The 14,450-nt window shown below is 62.7% G+C and carries 15 protein-coding genes; 6 read left to right on the top strand and 9 right to left on the bottom strand.

Translation table 11 applies throughout. From position 1 onward, the window contains the following. Positions 1-32 precede the first annotated feature (32 nt). Positions 33-578 carry a twin-arginine translocation pathway signal protein gene (locus tag AC0R79_RS28765; RefSeq protein ID WP_375744312.1) on the bottom strand — a complete coding sequence of 182 codons (546 nt, stop codon included), beginning with the start codon at positions 576-578 and terminating at the stop codon, positions 33-35. 24 nt (positions 579-602) lie between these two features. Continuing rightward, on the bottom strand, positions 603-2,033 hold the full coding sequence (locus AC0R79_RS28760) for a coniferyl aldehyde dehydrogenase (protein WP_375744310.1): 1,431 nt from the start codon (positions 2,031-2,033) through the stop codon (positions 603-605). 146 nt (positions 2,034-2,179) lie between these two features. Between AC0R79_RS28760 and AC0R79_RS28755 the strand changes: the two genes are divergently transcribed. Both AC0R79_RS28755 and AC0R79_RS28750 read left to right on the top strand, forming a co-directional pair. Continuing rightward, entirely contained in the window at positions 2,180-2,851 is a 672-nt protein-coding gene (locus tag AC0R79_RS28755) for a TetR/AcrR family transcriptional regulator (protein WP_007953407.1), read from the top strand. A 28-nt stretch (positions 2,852-2,879) separates the two neighbouring features. Next, a complete protein-coding gene (locus AC0R79_RS28750; RefSeq protein WP_474732591.1) occupies positions 2,880-3,734 on the top strand; it encodes a sulfurtransferase in 855 nt (284 codons plus the stop codon). A gap of 4 nt (positions 3,735-3,738) precedes the next feature. Here AC0R79_RS28750 and AC0R79_RS28745 read toward each other — a convergent pair whose 3' ends face one another. From AC0R79_RS28745 to AC0R79_RS28720, 6 genes are all read right to left on the bottom strand, one after another. Next, complete coding sequence (locus AC0R79_RS28745) at positions 3,739-4,569, bottom strand: AraC family transcriptional regulator (RefSeq protein ID WP_102716712.1); 831 nt, start codon at positions 4,567-4,569, stop codon at positions 3,739-3,741. A gap of 4 nt (positions 4,570-4,573) precedes the next feature. Next, complete coding sequence (locus AC0R79_RS28740; protein ID WP_085605900.1) at positions 4,574-5,572, bottom strand: hydrolase; 999 nt, start codon at positions 5,570-5,572, stop codon at positions 4,574-4,576. Positions 5,573-5,635: 63 nt separating this feature from the next. Further along, positions 5,636-6,244 carry a 16S rRNA (guanine(966)-N(2))-methyltransferase RsmD gene (gene rsmD, locus AC0R79_RS28735; protein ID WP_127800431.1) on the bottom strand — a complete coding sequence of 203 codons (609 nt, stop codon included), beginning with the start codon at positions 6,242-6,244 and terminating at the stop codon, positions 5,636-5,638. After that, entirely contained in the window at positions 6,244-7,731 is a 1,488-nt protein-coding gene (locus AC0R79_RS28730) for a M16 family metallopeptidase (RefSeq protein WP_127800429.1), read from the bottom strand. Before AC0R79_RS28730 ends, rsmD begins: the two co-directional genes overlap by 1 nt. Next, complete coding sequence (locus tag AC0R79_RS28725) at positions 7,724-9,079, bottom strand: M16 family metallopeptidase (protein WP_150793210.1); 1,356 nt, start codon at positions 9,077-9,079, stop codon at positions 7,724-7,726. Before AC0R79_RS28725 ends, AC0R79_RS28730 begins: the two co-directional genes overlap by 8 nt. 6 nt (positions 9,080-9,085) lie before the next feature. Next, positions 9,086-9,277: a hypothetical protein gene (locus AC0R79_RS28720; RefSeq protein WP_041475450.1), complete on the bottom strand. Its 192-nt coding sequence runs from the start codon at positions 9,275-9,277 to the stop codon at positions 9,086-9,088. A 146-nt stretch (positions 9,278-9,423) separates the two neighbouring features. On the opposite strand from AC0R79_RS28720, the gene ftsY reads away from it, so the two are divergent. The 4 genes from ftsY to rpoH all read left to right on the top strand — a co-directional run bounded on the left by ftsY (position 9,424) and on the right by rpoH (position 13,614). Continuing rightward, positions 9,424-10,953, top strand: coding sequence for a signal recognition particle-docking protein FtsY (gene ftsY, locus AC0R79_RS28715; protein WP_127800425.1), 1,530 nt, complete (start codon positions 9,424-9,426; stop codon positions 10,951-10,953). Continuing rightward, a complete protein-coding gene (gene ftsE, locus AC0R79_RS28710) occupies positions 10,950-11,621 on the top strand; it encodes a cell division ATP-binding protein FtsE (protein ID WP_007953396.1) in 672 nt (223 codons plus the stop codon). The genes ftsY and ftsE overlap by 4 nt, the downstream gene beginning before the upstream one ends. Beyond that, complete coding sequence (gene ftsX / locus AC0R79_RS28705) at positions 11,618-12,643, top strand: permease-like cell division protein FtsX (protein ID WP_007953395.1); 1,026 nt, start codon at positions 11,618-11,620, stop codon at positions 12,641-12,643. The genes ftsE and ftsX overlap by 4 nt, the downstream gene beginning before the upstream one ends. Before the next feature lie 116 nt (positions 12,644-12,759). Then, on the top strand, positions 12,760-13,614 hold the full coding sequence (gene rpoH / locus AC0R79_RS28700) for an RNA polymerase sigma factor RpoH (RefSeq protein ID WP_007953393.1): 855 nt from the start codon (positions 12,760-12,762) through the stop codon (positions 13,612-13,614). 70 nt (positions 13,615-13,684) lie between these two features. On the opposite strand, the gene mtgA is transcribed toward rpoH, so the two are convergent. Beyond that, positions 13,685-14,410 carry a monofunctional biosynthetic peptidoglycan transglycosylase gene (gene mtgA, locus AC0R79_RS28695; protein WP_474732590.1) on the bottom strand — a complete coding sequence of 242 codons (726 nt, stop codon included), beginning with the start codon at positions 14,408-14,410 and terminating at the stop codon, positions 13,685-13,687. Positions 14,411-14,450 lie beyond the last annotated feature (40 nt).

Here is a 14,450-nt window from a genome sequence, read left to right as displayed (position 1 = left end):
CTCTTATTATTGTTTTGCGTGGGTCGCCAGGCTCAAACGGCGGGCGGGCCGGGGTAACCGCAATGGGCCCAGGATTCGGCGCGGGTGTACCAGGCCATCATCACCATTTGCAGCAATGAGCTGTGGCCCATGCGCAGCAGGCTCAGCGAGCTGTTTTCCCAGCGTTCGAGGAAGTGGCGGATCGCCTCGGGGCTGGCGTTTTCCCAACTGCCCCAGATCCCGGTGAGCGGCCCGCGCGTCACCGCCATGCCCAGCACATCGAACAGTTGCCGGGTCAGCTTGAGCATTTCCGGCGACAGATGATCGAGGCTGTAGTCCAGCGACTTCAGCGTTCCATCGACAGCGGCGGGCATCTTTTCCGCAGCAACGGCGCCATCCAGCATCACCGGAATCAGTGCGCGCAGAAACAGCAGATCACCGCTGCGCAACGTGGTGAATCCGTTGGCCGATACGCTCGACGAACAGCCACTCAGGCTGGCACCAAGGCCGGCGGTGGCGAGAAAAGCCGTGGCGCCCAGGCTGAATTTCAGCAGGCCACGGCGCGACAGGGCAGGTGTTTCGGTCAGGCTTGGGTGCATTGTTGTTATTACCCGGCGGTGACGTTAGCGAATGAACAGTTTCTGGATCAGTTTCTGAATCGATTTGCCGTAGGGCGGGTAGATCAGCTTCGCCGCGTTGAAGCGCTGTTTGACCAGCACGCCCTTGGCCTTGCTGAACGTCAGGAAACCTTCGTGCCCGTGGTAATGGCCCATGCCCGACGGGCCGATGCCGCCGAACGGCATGTCGTCCTGCGCCACATGCAGCAACGTGTCGTTGAGGCAGACGCCGCCGGAATGAGTTTCGCTGAGCACGCGCTTCTGTTCGCGCTTGTCGTAGCCGAAGTAGTAAAGAGCCAGAGGACGTGGCCGCTGATTGATGTAAGCAAATGCCTGATCCAGATCCTGATACGGCACGATCGGCAGCAGCGGGCCGAAGATTTCGTCCTGCATCACCGTCATCTCGTCGCTGACATTCAGCAGCAGGCTGTGCGGCATGCGCCGGCCCTGGCCCTGGTCGAACAGCGGAATCAGCAGCGCGCCCTTGCTGGTGGCGTCGCTGAGATAGCTGTTGAGCCGCGCCAGTTGGCGCTCGTTGATGATCGCGGTGTAGTCCGGATTGTCGGCAAGCGTCGGATAAAACCCGCGCACCGCCTGGCGATAGGCTTCGACGAAACCACCGATGCGCGCTTCCGGCACCAGCACGTAGTCCGGGGCCACGCAGGTCTGGCCGGCGTTGAGGGTCTTGCCGAAAGCGATGCGTTCGGCGGCGTCCTTGAGCGGCACATCGTGGGAAACGATGGCCGGGGATTTGCCGCCCAGCTCAAGAGTCACGGGCGTCAGGTTTTCTGCCGCTGCACGCATCACATGCTTGCCGACGCTGGTGGAGCCGGTGAACAGCAGGTGGTCGAAGCGCATCTTCGAAAATGCCACGCCGACATCGGCCTCGCCGAGCACCACGCACACCAGATCTTCGGGGAAGATCCGCGCCAGCAATTCCTTGAGCAGCAGGCCGGTGGCCGGGGTCGATTCGCTGAGCTTGAGCATCACCCGATTGCCGGCCGCGAGCGCGCCGGTCAACGGGCCGATGGCCAGGAACAGCGGGTAGTTCCACGGCACGATGACGCCGACCACACCGAGCGGCTGATACACGACCTTCGCCGACGCCGGCTGGAAAGCCACGCCCACTTTGCGCCGCGAAGGTTTCATCCACTGGCTGATGTGCTGGCTGGCGTAGTGAATGCCGTGCAGGCTCGGCATCAGTTCGGCGAGCAGGGTTTCATCGGCGCTGCGGTGGCTGAAGTCGGAGCTGATGGCGTCGATCAGGGCCTGCCGTTCGCTGCTCAGCAAATCGCGCAGGGCCTTGAGCCATTGCTGGCGCTGGGCCGCAGCCGGCATCGGGTTGGCGGCGTAGGCGGCGCGCTGCGCATCGAACAGCCGGTTGAGCTCTTCCAGCGGCTGTTGCAGCGTTTGCAGGTAGGCAATATCGGCAGTCATTGTCAGCTCCGGAGGTGTTGTTGTGAGGAACTTTTTAGAGTCTATGCTCTAGAAAGTCAAATGGCTTCCTTGCGCATCCTGGTTTTATCCCGTTCCGGTTAGGTCGTAAGATGCCCCCCAACGCACTCTGAATTAAAGCTCAAGCCATGGCCCCACGGATCAAAACCAGCGAGCGCATCGTGCAGAACAGCCTCGAGCTGTTCAATCAGCAGGGCGAGCGCAGCATCAGCACCAATCACATCGCCGCCCACATGGAGATTTCTCCGGGCAATCTGTACTACCACTTCCCCAACAAGCAGGCGATCATCGCCGTGCTGTTCAGTGAGTACGAAAGCCTGGTGGACAGCTTTCTGCGTCCGCCCCAGGGCCGTGCCGCGACGGTCGAAGACAAGCGTTTCTATCTCAAGGAGCTGCTGTCGGCGATGTGGCGCTACCGTTTCCTGCACCGCGATCTCGAGCACCTGCTCGACAGCGATCCGGACCTGGCCGGGCGTTATCGGCGCTTCTCCCAGCGCTGCGTGATCCAGGGCGCGGCGATCTACGAAGGCTTCGTTGCTGCCGGGATCCTGAAGATGGACCGGGTGCAGATCGAGTCCCTGACCCTCAACGCGTGGATCATCCTCACCTCGTGGGTGCGCTTCCTGTGCACGACCCGGGAGAATTCCAATCACCTCAGCGAACAGGCCATCAAACGTGGCGTGTATCAGGTGCTGGTGCTGGAAGCGGGGTTCGTCACCGAGCAGGCCCGCGATGAGGTCAACGCCTTGTTCGAAGAGTTCTACGTGCCGCTGGCCCAGGCCCTCGAAGAAAGACCGTAAGCCCATTTCCTCACTGGAGTCGTTCGCTATGCCGATTGCGCAACTGATCAGCCCGACCGCACTGGATGCCCGCAAGGCGCAACCGGGGCTGGTGATTCTCGATTGCCGTTTTGCCCTCGAAGACCCGGATTACGGCCAGCGCAGCTACGCCGAGGGGCACATTGCCGGGGCACATTTCGCCGATCTTGAACGCGACCTCAGCGGCCCGGTGACCAAAGGCGTCACCGGTCGCCACCCGCTGCCGGAGCCGGCGGCGCTGATCGAGCGCCTGCAAGCCTTCGGCATCAATAACGACAGCGACGTGGTTCTGTATGACGACGGCCCGGGCGCCTATGCGGCGCGTGCCTGGTGGTTGCTGGCATGGCTGGGCAAGCGCGACGGCGTGTTCATTCTCGATGGCGGGCTCAAGGCCTGGCATGCGGCTGGGCTGCCGCTGAGTCTCGATCCACCGTCAGCGGCCCGGGGCAACTTCAGCGGCCAGCCGGACATGAGCCTGCTGCTCAGCGCCGAGCAATTGCAGCAGCGCCTCGGCCAGCCGGCCCTGACCCTGATCGATGCCCGCGCCTTGCCGCGCTTCAAGGGTGAAGTGGAGCCGATCGACCCGATCGCCGGGCACATTCCCGGCGCGCAATGCGCGGCGTTCACCGACAATCTGGGCAGCGACGGACGTTTCCTGCCGGCCGATCAGCTCAAGCAGCGTTTCGCAGCGAAACTCGGCGAGCGTTCGCCGAACGATCTGGTGGCTTACTGCGGCTCCGGGGTGACGGCGTGTCACAACCTGTTCGCCCTGAGCCTGGCGGGTTACCCGTTGGGTTCGCTGTATGCCGGATCGTGGAGCGAGTGGATCAACGAGCCGTCTCGCGGTATCGCCACCGGCGAGTAAACGCTCAGCGATCCAGCCGCGCGCTGCGATAGGCCGCCGGCCCCACGCCATAAACCTGTTTGAACTGCCGGCTCAGATGGCTCTGGTCGGCAAATCCCAGCTGAGTGGCAACTTCCACCGGCAGGCAGCCGCTCTGCAACAAGCCCCGCGCGCAGGCGATCCGCTGCTGCATCAGCCAGCTGTGCGGCGGCATGCCGGTGGCGCGGCGGAACACCCGGGCGAAGTGGAAGGGCGAGAGGTTCACGGCCGCCGCGAGTTCTTCCAGCGAGGGCGGCGCCGCCAGTTGCGCGTGCAGCAACTCCTTGGCCATCGCTACCGCGCGGTGTTCTTTGCCGGGATTGCCGTTGATCTGCACCGCCGCATGACGCTGCAACAGCAACATCATCATTTCGCGCCACACCGTTTGCTGCTGCAACGCGGTGGCGGGGCTTTCCAGCAAGCGATGCAACTGACAGAAACCGTTGACCAGATCCGGGTCGCGATACAGCGTCGCACCGAAGGCCGGCATCGGTGCGGTCGGCAGTTCCAGCTCATTCAGCAGCGCGACGATCTGCCCGGTGTCGGGATAAAACGCCCGGTACAGCCAGCCGTCCTCGGTGCCCTTGTGGCCGTTATGCACTTCGTCCGGATTGATCAGCACCAGCGTGCCGCTGCCCGCCAGGTGTTCGGCGCCGCGATATCGGTAGCGCTGGGCGCCGGCCATGATCATGCCGATCACATAACCGTCGTGGACGTGCGGGGCGAAACGATGCTCGATGTAGCGCGCGGTCAACAGCTCGACCCCTGCCAGGGGCGCGGCTTGCCAGAAACGGATCGACTCGCCCTGATCGCTCATGACCTCACCCGCGCCCCGCATCGGCCAGCCACTGCGGAATCCGTCGCTCCAGGTAATAACCCGGCTGGCGGAACGTGCCGTCGACGAAGCCGACATGTCCGCCCTTGCTCTGCAATTCGAACTGGGTCGTGGCCGACAACTCACTGGCCTGCGGCAGGCTGTGGGGGAACACGAACGGGTCGTCGGCCGCCTGAATGATCAGGGTCGGCGTGCGGATCTCACCGAGAAAATAGCGGCTCGACGCGCGGCGATAGTAATCCTCGGCATCGGCGAAACCGTGCAGCGGCGCGGTCACCCGGCCATCGAAATCCCAGAAGGTGCGCATGTTTTCCAGCGAGCCGAGGGCAGCCAGTGCGGCGAGACCGTCCTCGCGCCCGTCGTGCTGGAACTGGCGCTGCTTGTTCTTGATGTAGGCCACCATCTCGCGCATAAAGTGCGCCTGATAGACCTTCGAGAAACCCTGGCCGATACGGTCGGCACATTGATCGAGGCGAAACGGCACCGACACCGCCACTGCACCGAGCACGCCGCTGGCGCTGCCGGTTTCCCCCAGATGCTTGAGCAACACATTGCCGCCGAGGGAATAGCCGACCGCATACAGCGGCGCCAGTGGCCGCTTGGCTTTGAGGTGGCGAATGGTCTCGGCGAGGTCTTCGCTGGCGCCGGAATGGTAGCTGCGCGGCAACAGGTTCGGTTCGCCCGAGCAGCCGCGCCAGTTCAGCGCGACACTGGCCCAGCCCTGCGCGGCGAGCGCTGCCTGGATTCCCGCCACGTAAGGCGAATTGGAAGAACCGGTCAGCCCGTGCAGCACCAGCACCAGAGGCGCTTCGGCGCTGTGGGGGCCGTGCCAGTCGAGGTCGAGGAAGTCGCCGTCGTCCAGCCAGAGCCGTTCGCGTTGGCGATCAAGGTGCACGGTCTTGCGCCACAGCGGCCCCCACAAGGTTTGCAGGTGCGGATTGCCGAGGCCGAAGGCGGGGATGAACGGTTTTGACGAAGGGGACACGATTGCTCTCGATGCAGCGCAGCGAGCCTCGGCTGAGACTCGCCGCTTTCTCAGGCCGGTCGGTTAACCGGCGATCACTGCCATACGTTGCCACAACGCGTAGTACACCCGCCCGGATTTCTGCTCGCGGTGCAGGCGCCAGTTGCCCGGCAGGCCGAGGGTCGATGGCGCGGTTTCGCTTTCAGTGTAGATCCACGAATCGTCGGCCAGCCATTGGCGCTCTTCCAGCAGCGTGCACACGGCTGGCAGCAGGTTCTGGTTGAACGGCGGATCGAGGAACACCAGGTCGAACGCGGTCGCAGTCTGGGTTTCCAGGTAGCGCAGGGCATCGGCGGTCTGCACGTGGCCGTTGGTGCAGCGCAGCGTGCCGAGGTGTTCTTTCAGGCTGGAGACCGCGACATGGCTGGCATCCAGCGCCTGACCCAGGGCCGCGCCACGGGACAGCGCTTCCAGAAACAGCGCGCCGCTGCCGGCGAACGGGTCGAGCACCTTGGCCCCGGCAACGTAGGGCGCGAGCCAGTTGAACAGGGTTTCGCGCACCCGGTCCGGCGTCGGGCGCAGGCCCGGCGCATCAGGAAAGCTCAGCTTTCGGCTGCGCCATTCGCCGCCGATGATGCGCAACTGGTTCACACCGTTGTGCAGTTTTTGTACAGGTTTCTTTGGACTGGCCATTAATGCTCCGGAACCCCGAGCGGCTGCTCGGCAGGTTTATCAGATGGGGCCGGTAACGGCTTTTGCGGCACGGTCGGGCCAGCGCTGACGATGACCAGTTTATCCGTGCTCAAGTGTTTGTTCAGAACGTCGCGAACCTGCTCGACCGTCAGGCTCTGGGACTGACGCATGAAGTCGTCCAGATAGCTCAGCGGCAGGTTGTAGAAACCCATGGCGCCGAGCTGGCCGACGATATCGGCGTTGCTCGCGGTGGACAGCGGGAAGCTGCCGGCCAGTTCGCGCTTGGCGTCGTCGAGTTCTTTCTGGGTCGGGCCGGTCTTGAGGTAGTCGGTGAGCACGTCCTGCACCAGTTTCAGGGTGCCTTCGCTCATTTCCGCGCGGGTCTGCAGATTGATCATGAACGGGCCGCGAGCCTGCATCGGGCTAAAGGCCGAATACACGCCGTAGGTCAGGCCGCGCTTCTCGCGTACTTCGCTCATCAGCCGGGTGCCGAAACCGCCACCGCCGAGGATCTGGTTGCCCATCGACAGCGCGGCGTAGTCCGGGTCATCACGGTCGATGCCCAGTTGCGCAATCATCAGGTTGGTCTGCTTCGACGGAAACTCGATGTGGCCGATGCCGGCTTTCGGCTCGGTCGGTTGCTCGACTTTCGCCAGCGCCGGGCCTTTTGGCAGCGCGGCGGAGACCTGATTGGCAATCGCCTCGGCTTCGCTGCGGGACAGATCGCCCACCAGCGCGATCACCACGTTGCCGGCCGCATAGGCCTTGGCGTGGAACTCACGCAGTTGCGCCAGCGTGATCTTCGGCACGCTTTGCGCATTGCCGTCGCTGGAATGGGCGTACGGGTGATTGCCGTACAGACGCTTCATCAGCTCCAGGCTGGCAAGTTTGCCGGGGTTCTGTTTCTGGTATTCGAAACCGGCGAGCATCTGGTTCTTGATGCGCGCGAAGGAGTCGGCCGGGAAGGTCGGCTTGCCCACCACTTCCGAGAACAGCTTCAGCGCCGGCTCACGTTTGTCGGCAGCACTGAGGCTGCGCAGCGACGCGATGGCCATGTCTTTATAGGCGCCGTTGCCAAAATCTGCGCCCAGACCTTCGAAACCTTGGGCGATGGCGCCGACATCCTTGCCCGCCACGCCTTCGTTGAGCATGGCGTTGGTCAGCAGGGCCAGACCCGGCGCGTTGCCGTCCTGGCTGCTGCCGGCGGAAAAGATCAGGCGCATGTCGAACATCGGCAGTTCGCGGGCTTCGACGAACAGCACCTTGGCGCCTTCGGCGGTGTTCCAGGTCTGCACGTCGAGCTTGCGACTGGCCGGGGCCTTGCCGTCGAGTTCGGCCAGCGATTGCAGTTTCTGGCTGGACTTGGCGTTATCCAGCGCTTCGCTGGCCTTGGTGTTGTCGCTCGGCACCAGATAGAACGCGGCCGAGCCGATGATGGCCACGGCGATCAGGCCGAACAGCAGGCGTGGGGTTTTGCGCTCACTCATGAGTCGTCTCCAGTGGCAGGACGTGGGCGACGCTGAGACGTTCGCGGGTGAAATACAGCTTGGCGGCGTTCTGGATGTCTTGCGGAGTGACGCTTTCCAGATCGGCCAGCTCGGTGTCCATCAGCTTCCACGACAGACCGACGGTCTCCAGCTGGCCGATGGCAGTGGCCTGGCTGGTGATCGAGTCGCGCTCGAAGACCAGACCGGCGATGACCTGCGCACGCACGCGCTCCAGCTCTTCGGCGGACGGCGCAGTGGTTTTCAGTTGTTCCAGCAGTTTCCACAGGCCGGCTTCAGCCTGGGCCATGGTCTTTTTCTTCTGGGTGTTCGGCGTGGCCGACAGGGTGAACAGGCTGTCACCGCGGGTGTAAGCGTCGTAGCTCGACGAGCCGCCGGACACCAGCTCTTCGCCGCGCTCCAGTTGGGTCGGGATGCGACCGCTGTAGCCGCCGTCCAGCAGGGCCGAAATCAGGCGCAAGGCGTTGACCGAACGTTTGTCTTCGGCGGTGGCGATACTCGGGACGTTGAAGCCGAGCATCAGGCTCGGCAGTTGGGTCTGCACGTGCAGGGTGATCTGGCGTTCACCCGGTTCGGCCAGTTCCAGCGGCTTTTTCGCCGGCGGCACATCGCGTTTCGCGATTGGCCCGAAGTAGCGCTGGGCGAGGGTCTTAACCTCGTCCGGGGTCACGTCGCCGACCACCACCAGCGTGGCGTTGTTCGGCACGTACCAGGACTGATACCAGTGACGCAGCTCTTCGACCTTCATCCGCTCAAGGTCGGCCATCCAGCCGATGGTCGGCGTGTGATAACCGCTGGCCGGATAGGCCATGGCCTTGTAGCGCTCGTAGGCCTTGGACATCGGCTTGTCATCGGTGCGCAGGCGGCGCTCTTCCTTGATGACTTCGATTTCCTTGGCGAACTCGTCGGCCGGCAGGCGCAGGTTGGCCATGCGGTCGGCTTCCAGTTCGAAGGCCACGCCCAGACGGTCGCGGGCCAGCACCTGGTAATAAGCGGTGAAGTCGTCGCTGGTGAACGCGTTCTCTTCGGCGCCGAGGTCGCGCAGGATCAGCGAGGCTTCGCCGGGACCGACTTTCTCGCTGCCCTTGAACATCATGTGCTCGAGGGCGTGGGACAGACCGGTCTGGCCCGGGGTTTCGTAGCTGGAACCGACCTTGTACCAGACCTGCGACACCACCACCGGCGCGCGATGGTCTTCGCGCACGACGACCTTCAGGCCGTTGTCGAGGGTGAATTCGTGGGTCGGTTGCGGGTCGGCCGCCAGGGCCGAAAGGGGCAGGCAGACTGTGCTGAGCAGCAGGCCTGCGGCGCGGCGGGCTAGAGCATTCATTCGTTTTTAAACCTGTTGGGCTGCCCGCTTGGTCTTAGCGTCGGCGGGCGAGAGGGTGCTAGGATACTGATCCGTTTTACCGGCGACCACGCCTATCCGGTTTTGAAACCTGATCAGGTTGTAAGGGTTTGCGGCAGAAGGCTTTGGTTTATCAGCTAAACTTCGCTTTTTCGCCGATTTTGCCGGCCAGTCCTTCATTAAAACGATTCCTTTGAGGTGCCGTTGGTGCCTCGACAAAATGTTGCGCGTGAACAAGCTGGGTGAAACACAGTCTGTTCTGCATCGAATATTTATTTGCCGGGGCGCCCCTGTGGCGCGTCGCTACCGTGAGATAGCCGTCCTCCATGTTTGGTTCCAACGACGACAAGAAGACCCCAGCTGCGGCTGGCGAGAAGAAAAGCCTGTTCGGATGGCTGCGCAAGAAACCGCAGGAACCCGTCGTCGAACAGCCGACTGCCATTCCTGAGTCAGCCCCTGCGCCCGCTCCCGTAATACAAGAAGCGCCGGCACCGGTTGTGCTGCCGATCGCCGAGCCGGTGCTGCAACCGGTCGCCGAGGCCGAGCCTGAAGCGCCGGCTGCCGCTGAGTTGCCGCTGTCCCCGGCCAGCGAGCCTTGGCTGACCTTGCCAGTGGCGGAAGAGCCGGTGGCGCTGGTTGAAGAGGCTGCGCCGCACATTACGCCGCCGATTCCTGCGCCGGTGGCGTTCGCTCCGGAGCCTGTTCCGGCGCCGGTGGTGGAACCTGCTCCGGTCATTCCAGAACCTGTGGTTGCTGCCCCGGTTGCTCCGGTTGTTCCGATTGTTGAAGCGCCCGAGCATGCACCTGCACCTGCACCTGCACCTGCACCTGCACCTGCACCTGCACCGGTTGCCGTAGCGCCAGTCGCACCTGTGGAAACCCAGGTTGAAACCCCGGTCGAGGCCCCGCGCACCGAAGAAACCAAGGCCGGCTTCTTCGCCCGTCTCAAGCAGGGCCTGTCCAAGACCAGCGCCAGCATCGGCGAGGGCATGGCCAGCCTGTTCCTCGGCAAGAAAGCCATCGATGACGATCTGCTCGACGACCTCGAAACCCGCCTGCTGACTGCCGACGTCGGCGTCGAGGCGACTTCGGTGATCATCCAGCGCCTGACCCAGAAGGTCGCGCGTAAAGAGCTGGCCGATTCCGACGCCCTGTACAAATCCCTGCAGGCCGAGCTGGCTGCAATGCTCAAGCCGGTCGAGCAGCCGTTGAAGATCGTTTCCCAGAACAAGCCGTTCGTGATTCTCGTGGTCGGCGTCAACGGCGCCGGCAAGACCACCACCATCGGCAAACTGGCGAAGAAACTGCAGCTGGAAGGCAAGAAAGTCATGCTCGCTGCCGGTGACACCTTCCGTGCCGCGGCTGTCGAGCAGTTGCAGGTCTGGGGCGAGCGCAACAAGATTCCGGTCATCGCCCAGCACACGGGCGCGGACTCGGCTTCGGTGATCTTCGACGCCGTGCAGGCCGCCAAGGCTCGTGGCATCGACGTGCTGATCGCCGACACCGCCGGTCGTCTGCACACCAAAGACAACCTGATGGAAGAACTAAAGAAGGTTCGCCGGGTGATCGGCAAGCTCGACGCCGATGCGCCGCACGAAGTGCTGCTGGTGCTCGACGCCGGCACCGGCCAGAACGCCATCAACCAGGCCAAACAATTCAACCAGACCGTCGAACTGACCGGCCTGGCGCTGACCAAGCTGGACGGCACCGCCAAGGGCGGGGTGATTTTCGCCCTGGCCAAACAGTTCGGCCTGCCGATCCGCTACATCGGCGTCGGTGAAGGCATCGACGATCTGCGTACCTTTGAAGCCGAACCCTTTGTCCAGGCACTGTTTGCCGAGCGGGAGCGTTCATGATTCGTTTCGAACAGGTCGGTAAGCGCTACCCGAACGGTCACGTCGGCTTGCATGAGCTGAGCTTTCGAGTCCGTCGCGGCGAGTTCCTGTTTGTCACCGGCCACTCCGGTGCCGGTAAATCCACGCTGTTGCGCCTGCTGCTGGCGATGGAGCGTCCGACCAGCGGCAAACTGCTGCTCGCCGGGCAAGACCTGAGCACCATCAGCAATGCGCAGATTCCGTTTCTGCGTCGGCAGATCGGCGTGGTGTTCCAGAACCATCAACTGCTGTTCGATCGCACGGTGTTCAACAACGTCGCGCTGCCGTTGCAGATTCTCGGGCTGTCCAAGGTCGAGATCGCCAAGCGCGTCGATTCGGCGCTGGAGCGCGTGGCGCTGTCGGACAAGGCCGAGCTGTATCCGGGCGACCTGTCGACCGGTCAGCAACAGCGCGTCGGCATTGCCCGCGCCATCGTTCACCGTCCGGCCCTGCTGCTGGCGGACGAACCGACCGGTAACCTCGACCCGCGTCTGGCGGCCGAGATCATGGGCGTGTTCGAAGACATCAACCGTCTGGGCACTAGCGTGCTGATCGCCAGTCACGACCTGGCGCTGATCGCGCGCATGCGCCATCGCATGCTGACCCTGCAACGCGGCCGATTGATCGGCGACGGGGAGGCCGGCGTATGAGTGCAACACGCAGTCCGAAGGTTTCCGAGCGCGTGGCCCCGAAGGCCGCCGATCCGCAACCGCCAAAGAAGAAAAAGCACGACGATGACGACGGCCCGGACTTCGCCACGTTGTTCCGTGCCTGGATCGAAAGCCATCGCGCCAGCTGGATCGACAGCCTGCGCCGTCTCGGCAAGCAGCCGATCGGCAGCTTCTTCACCTGCATGGTGATGGCGGTTGCGCTGAGCCTGCCGATGGGCCTGTCGTTGTTGCTGAGCAATGTCGAGCGACTGGGCGGCTCGTGGCAGCGCGCGGCGCAGATATCGTTGTACCTGGAACTCGAGGCCAGTCCGGCTCAGGGCGAAGCGTTGCGTGATCAGATCAAAGGCATGCCGGGCGTAGCTGATGCCGAATATGTCGGCCGCGATCAGGCGCTGGAAGAGTTCCAGCAGCAGTCCGGCTTGGGCGAAGCCCTGCGCGAGCTGCCGGAAAACCCGCTGCCGGGCGTGGTGCTGGTGACGCCGAACGAGGTCGACAAGTCGACCCTGGAAGCATTAAGACAAAAACTTTCCGAGCTGCCCAAGGTACAACAGGCGCAACTTGATCTAGTCTGGGTCGAGCGTCTGGCCGCCATCCTCAAGCTCGGCGATCGTTTCGTGTTCGGTCTGACGGTGTTGCTGGTTTCTGCATTACTTTTGGTGATAGGCAATACCATTCGTCTTCATATTGAAAACCGCCGCACCGAGATAGAAGTGATTAAACTCGTCGGCGGCACCGACAGCTATGTGCGTCGTCCCTTTCTTTATATGGGCGCCTTGTATGGCTTCGGTGCGGGGCTGCTGTCCTGGGGTGTATTGGCGTTCGGCCTGAACTGGCTGAACGATGCGGTGGTCGGGCTGGCCGGCTTGTACGGCAGTGATTTCGCACTGGCCGGCGTGCCAGTTGCCGACGGTCTGTCGCTCTTGCTTGGCGCGGTGCTGTTGGGTTATATCGGTGCATGGATTGCAGTCGCACGTCATCTCAGGGAGCTGGCGCCGAAGTAGAATCTTTTTTTGCGCGTGATTGACCTTTCAGTGGTTAAGGAAACTTTCATTTGAGTTTCCGGTCAATTTTTCGCAATGCTGAAAAGCATGAGTATGTAAGTCGGAGGTTTTTCCGTATGTCCAATTCTTTGCAACCTGCGTATGCATTGGTTCCAGGCGCAAACCTGGAAGCCTACGTGCACACCGTCAACAGCATTCCATTGCTGACGCCGGAGCAGGAGCGTGAACTGGCCGAGAGTCTCTACTATGAGCAGGATTTGGGGGCGGCTCGGCAGATGGTGCTCGCCCACCTGCGGTTTGTCGTACACATCGCCCGTAGCTATTCCGGCTACGGTCTGGCTCAGGCTGACCTGATCCAGGAAGGTAACGTCGGTCTGATGAAGGCCGTGAAGCGTTTCAACCCGGAAATGGGCGTGCGTCTGGTGTCCTTCGCGGTGCACTGGATCAAGGCCGAGATTCACGAGTTCATCCTGCGCAACTGGCGGATCGTGAAAGTCGCGACCACCAAGGCCCAGCGCAAGCTGTTCTTCAACCTGCGCAGCCAGAAGAAACGTCTGGCCTGGCTGAACAACGAGGAAGTCCACCGTGTGGCGGAAAGCCTCGGCGTCGAGCCGCGTGAAGTGCGTGAGATGGAAAGTCGCCTGACCGGCCATGACATGGCCTTCGACCCGGCTGCGGAAGCGGACGACGACAGTGCTTTCCAGTCGCCGGCCAACTACCTGGAAGACCACCGGTACGACCCGGCGCGTCAACTGGAAGATGCCGACTGGAGCGACAACTCCAATCACAACCTGCACGAAGCGCTGGAAGTGTTGGACGAACGTAGCCGTGACATCCTCTACCAGCGCTGGCTGGCAGAAGAGAAAGCCACGCTGCACGACCTGGCGCAGAAGTACAACGTATCGGCCGAGCGGATCCGTCAGCTCGAGAAGAGCGCGATGAACAAGCTCAAGTTGTCGATTGCCGCGTAACCGGCGAGCAAGTAATAAAAAACGCCCCGATCAGTGATGATCGGGGCGTTTTTGTGTGTGCTTCAGAAACTCATTGGGCCCAGGGCGCGCGGCGTGGTGAATCATCGAGTGTCAGCAGATAGCTGTCGCCACCCAGCTGGCTCATCTGCTGGCGAATCCATCCGGCCCGACGCGACACATAGGAAGTCGGGTGACTGGCACTCCAGACCCGCGGATTGGGCAGTACGGCCGCCAGGTAACTCGCCTGCTGCCGCGACAATGACTTGGCGCTTACGCCAAAGTGATGCCGTGCTGCCGCTTCGGCACCAAATACGCCGTCATCCCACTCGACACTGTTCAGGTACACCTCAAGAATCCGCTGCTTGGGCCAGAACACTTCGATCAGTGCGGTAAACCACGCTTCCAGGCCTTTGCGCAGGTAGCTGCGGCCCGACCACAAAAACAGGTTCTTCGACACTTGCTGGCTCAGGGTGCTGGCGCCGCGAATCGAGCCGCCGAGTTCGTTGTGGGCCAGTGCGGCTTTGATTGCGCTCAGGTCAAAACCCCAATGCTCGGGGAATTTCTGGTCCTCGCCGGCAATCACCGCGACCTTCAGGTCATCGGAGATCTCGTCCCACGGCTTCCAGGTACGTTGCAGATCGATCGGCTCGCCGTCGACCCAGGATTCGATCTTGCGCTCGACCATCAGTGCCGTGCCCGGTGGCGGCACGAAACGAAACACCAACACCAGCAATACGCTGCCGCCCGCGAACCAGAGCAGGGCCTTCGTGAAACGACGGAGAAATAAACGCAGCATAGAGATGGCTTGGCCGAACCGGTTGAGCGGGCCATTATAC

The organism is Pseudomonas sp. HD57-3, from assembly GCF_056113135.1.
Note: the sequence above shows the minus strand (reverse complement) of the source record. Positions and strands in the feature narration are given on the sequence as shown.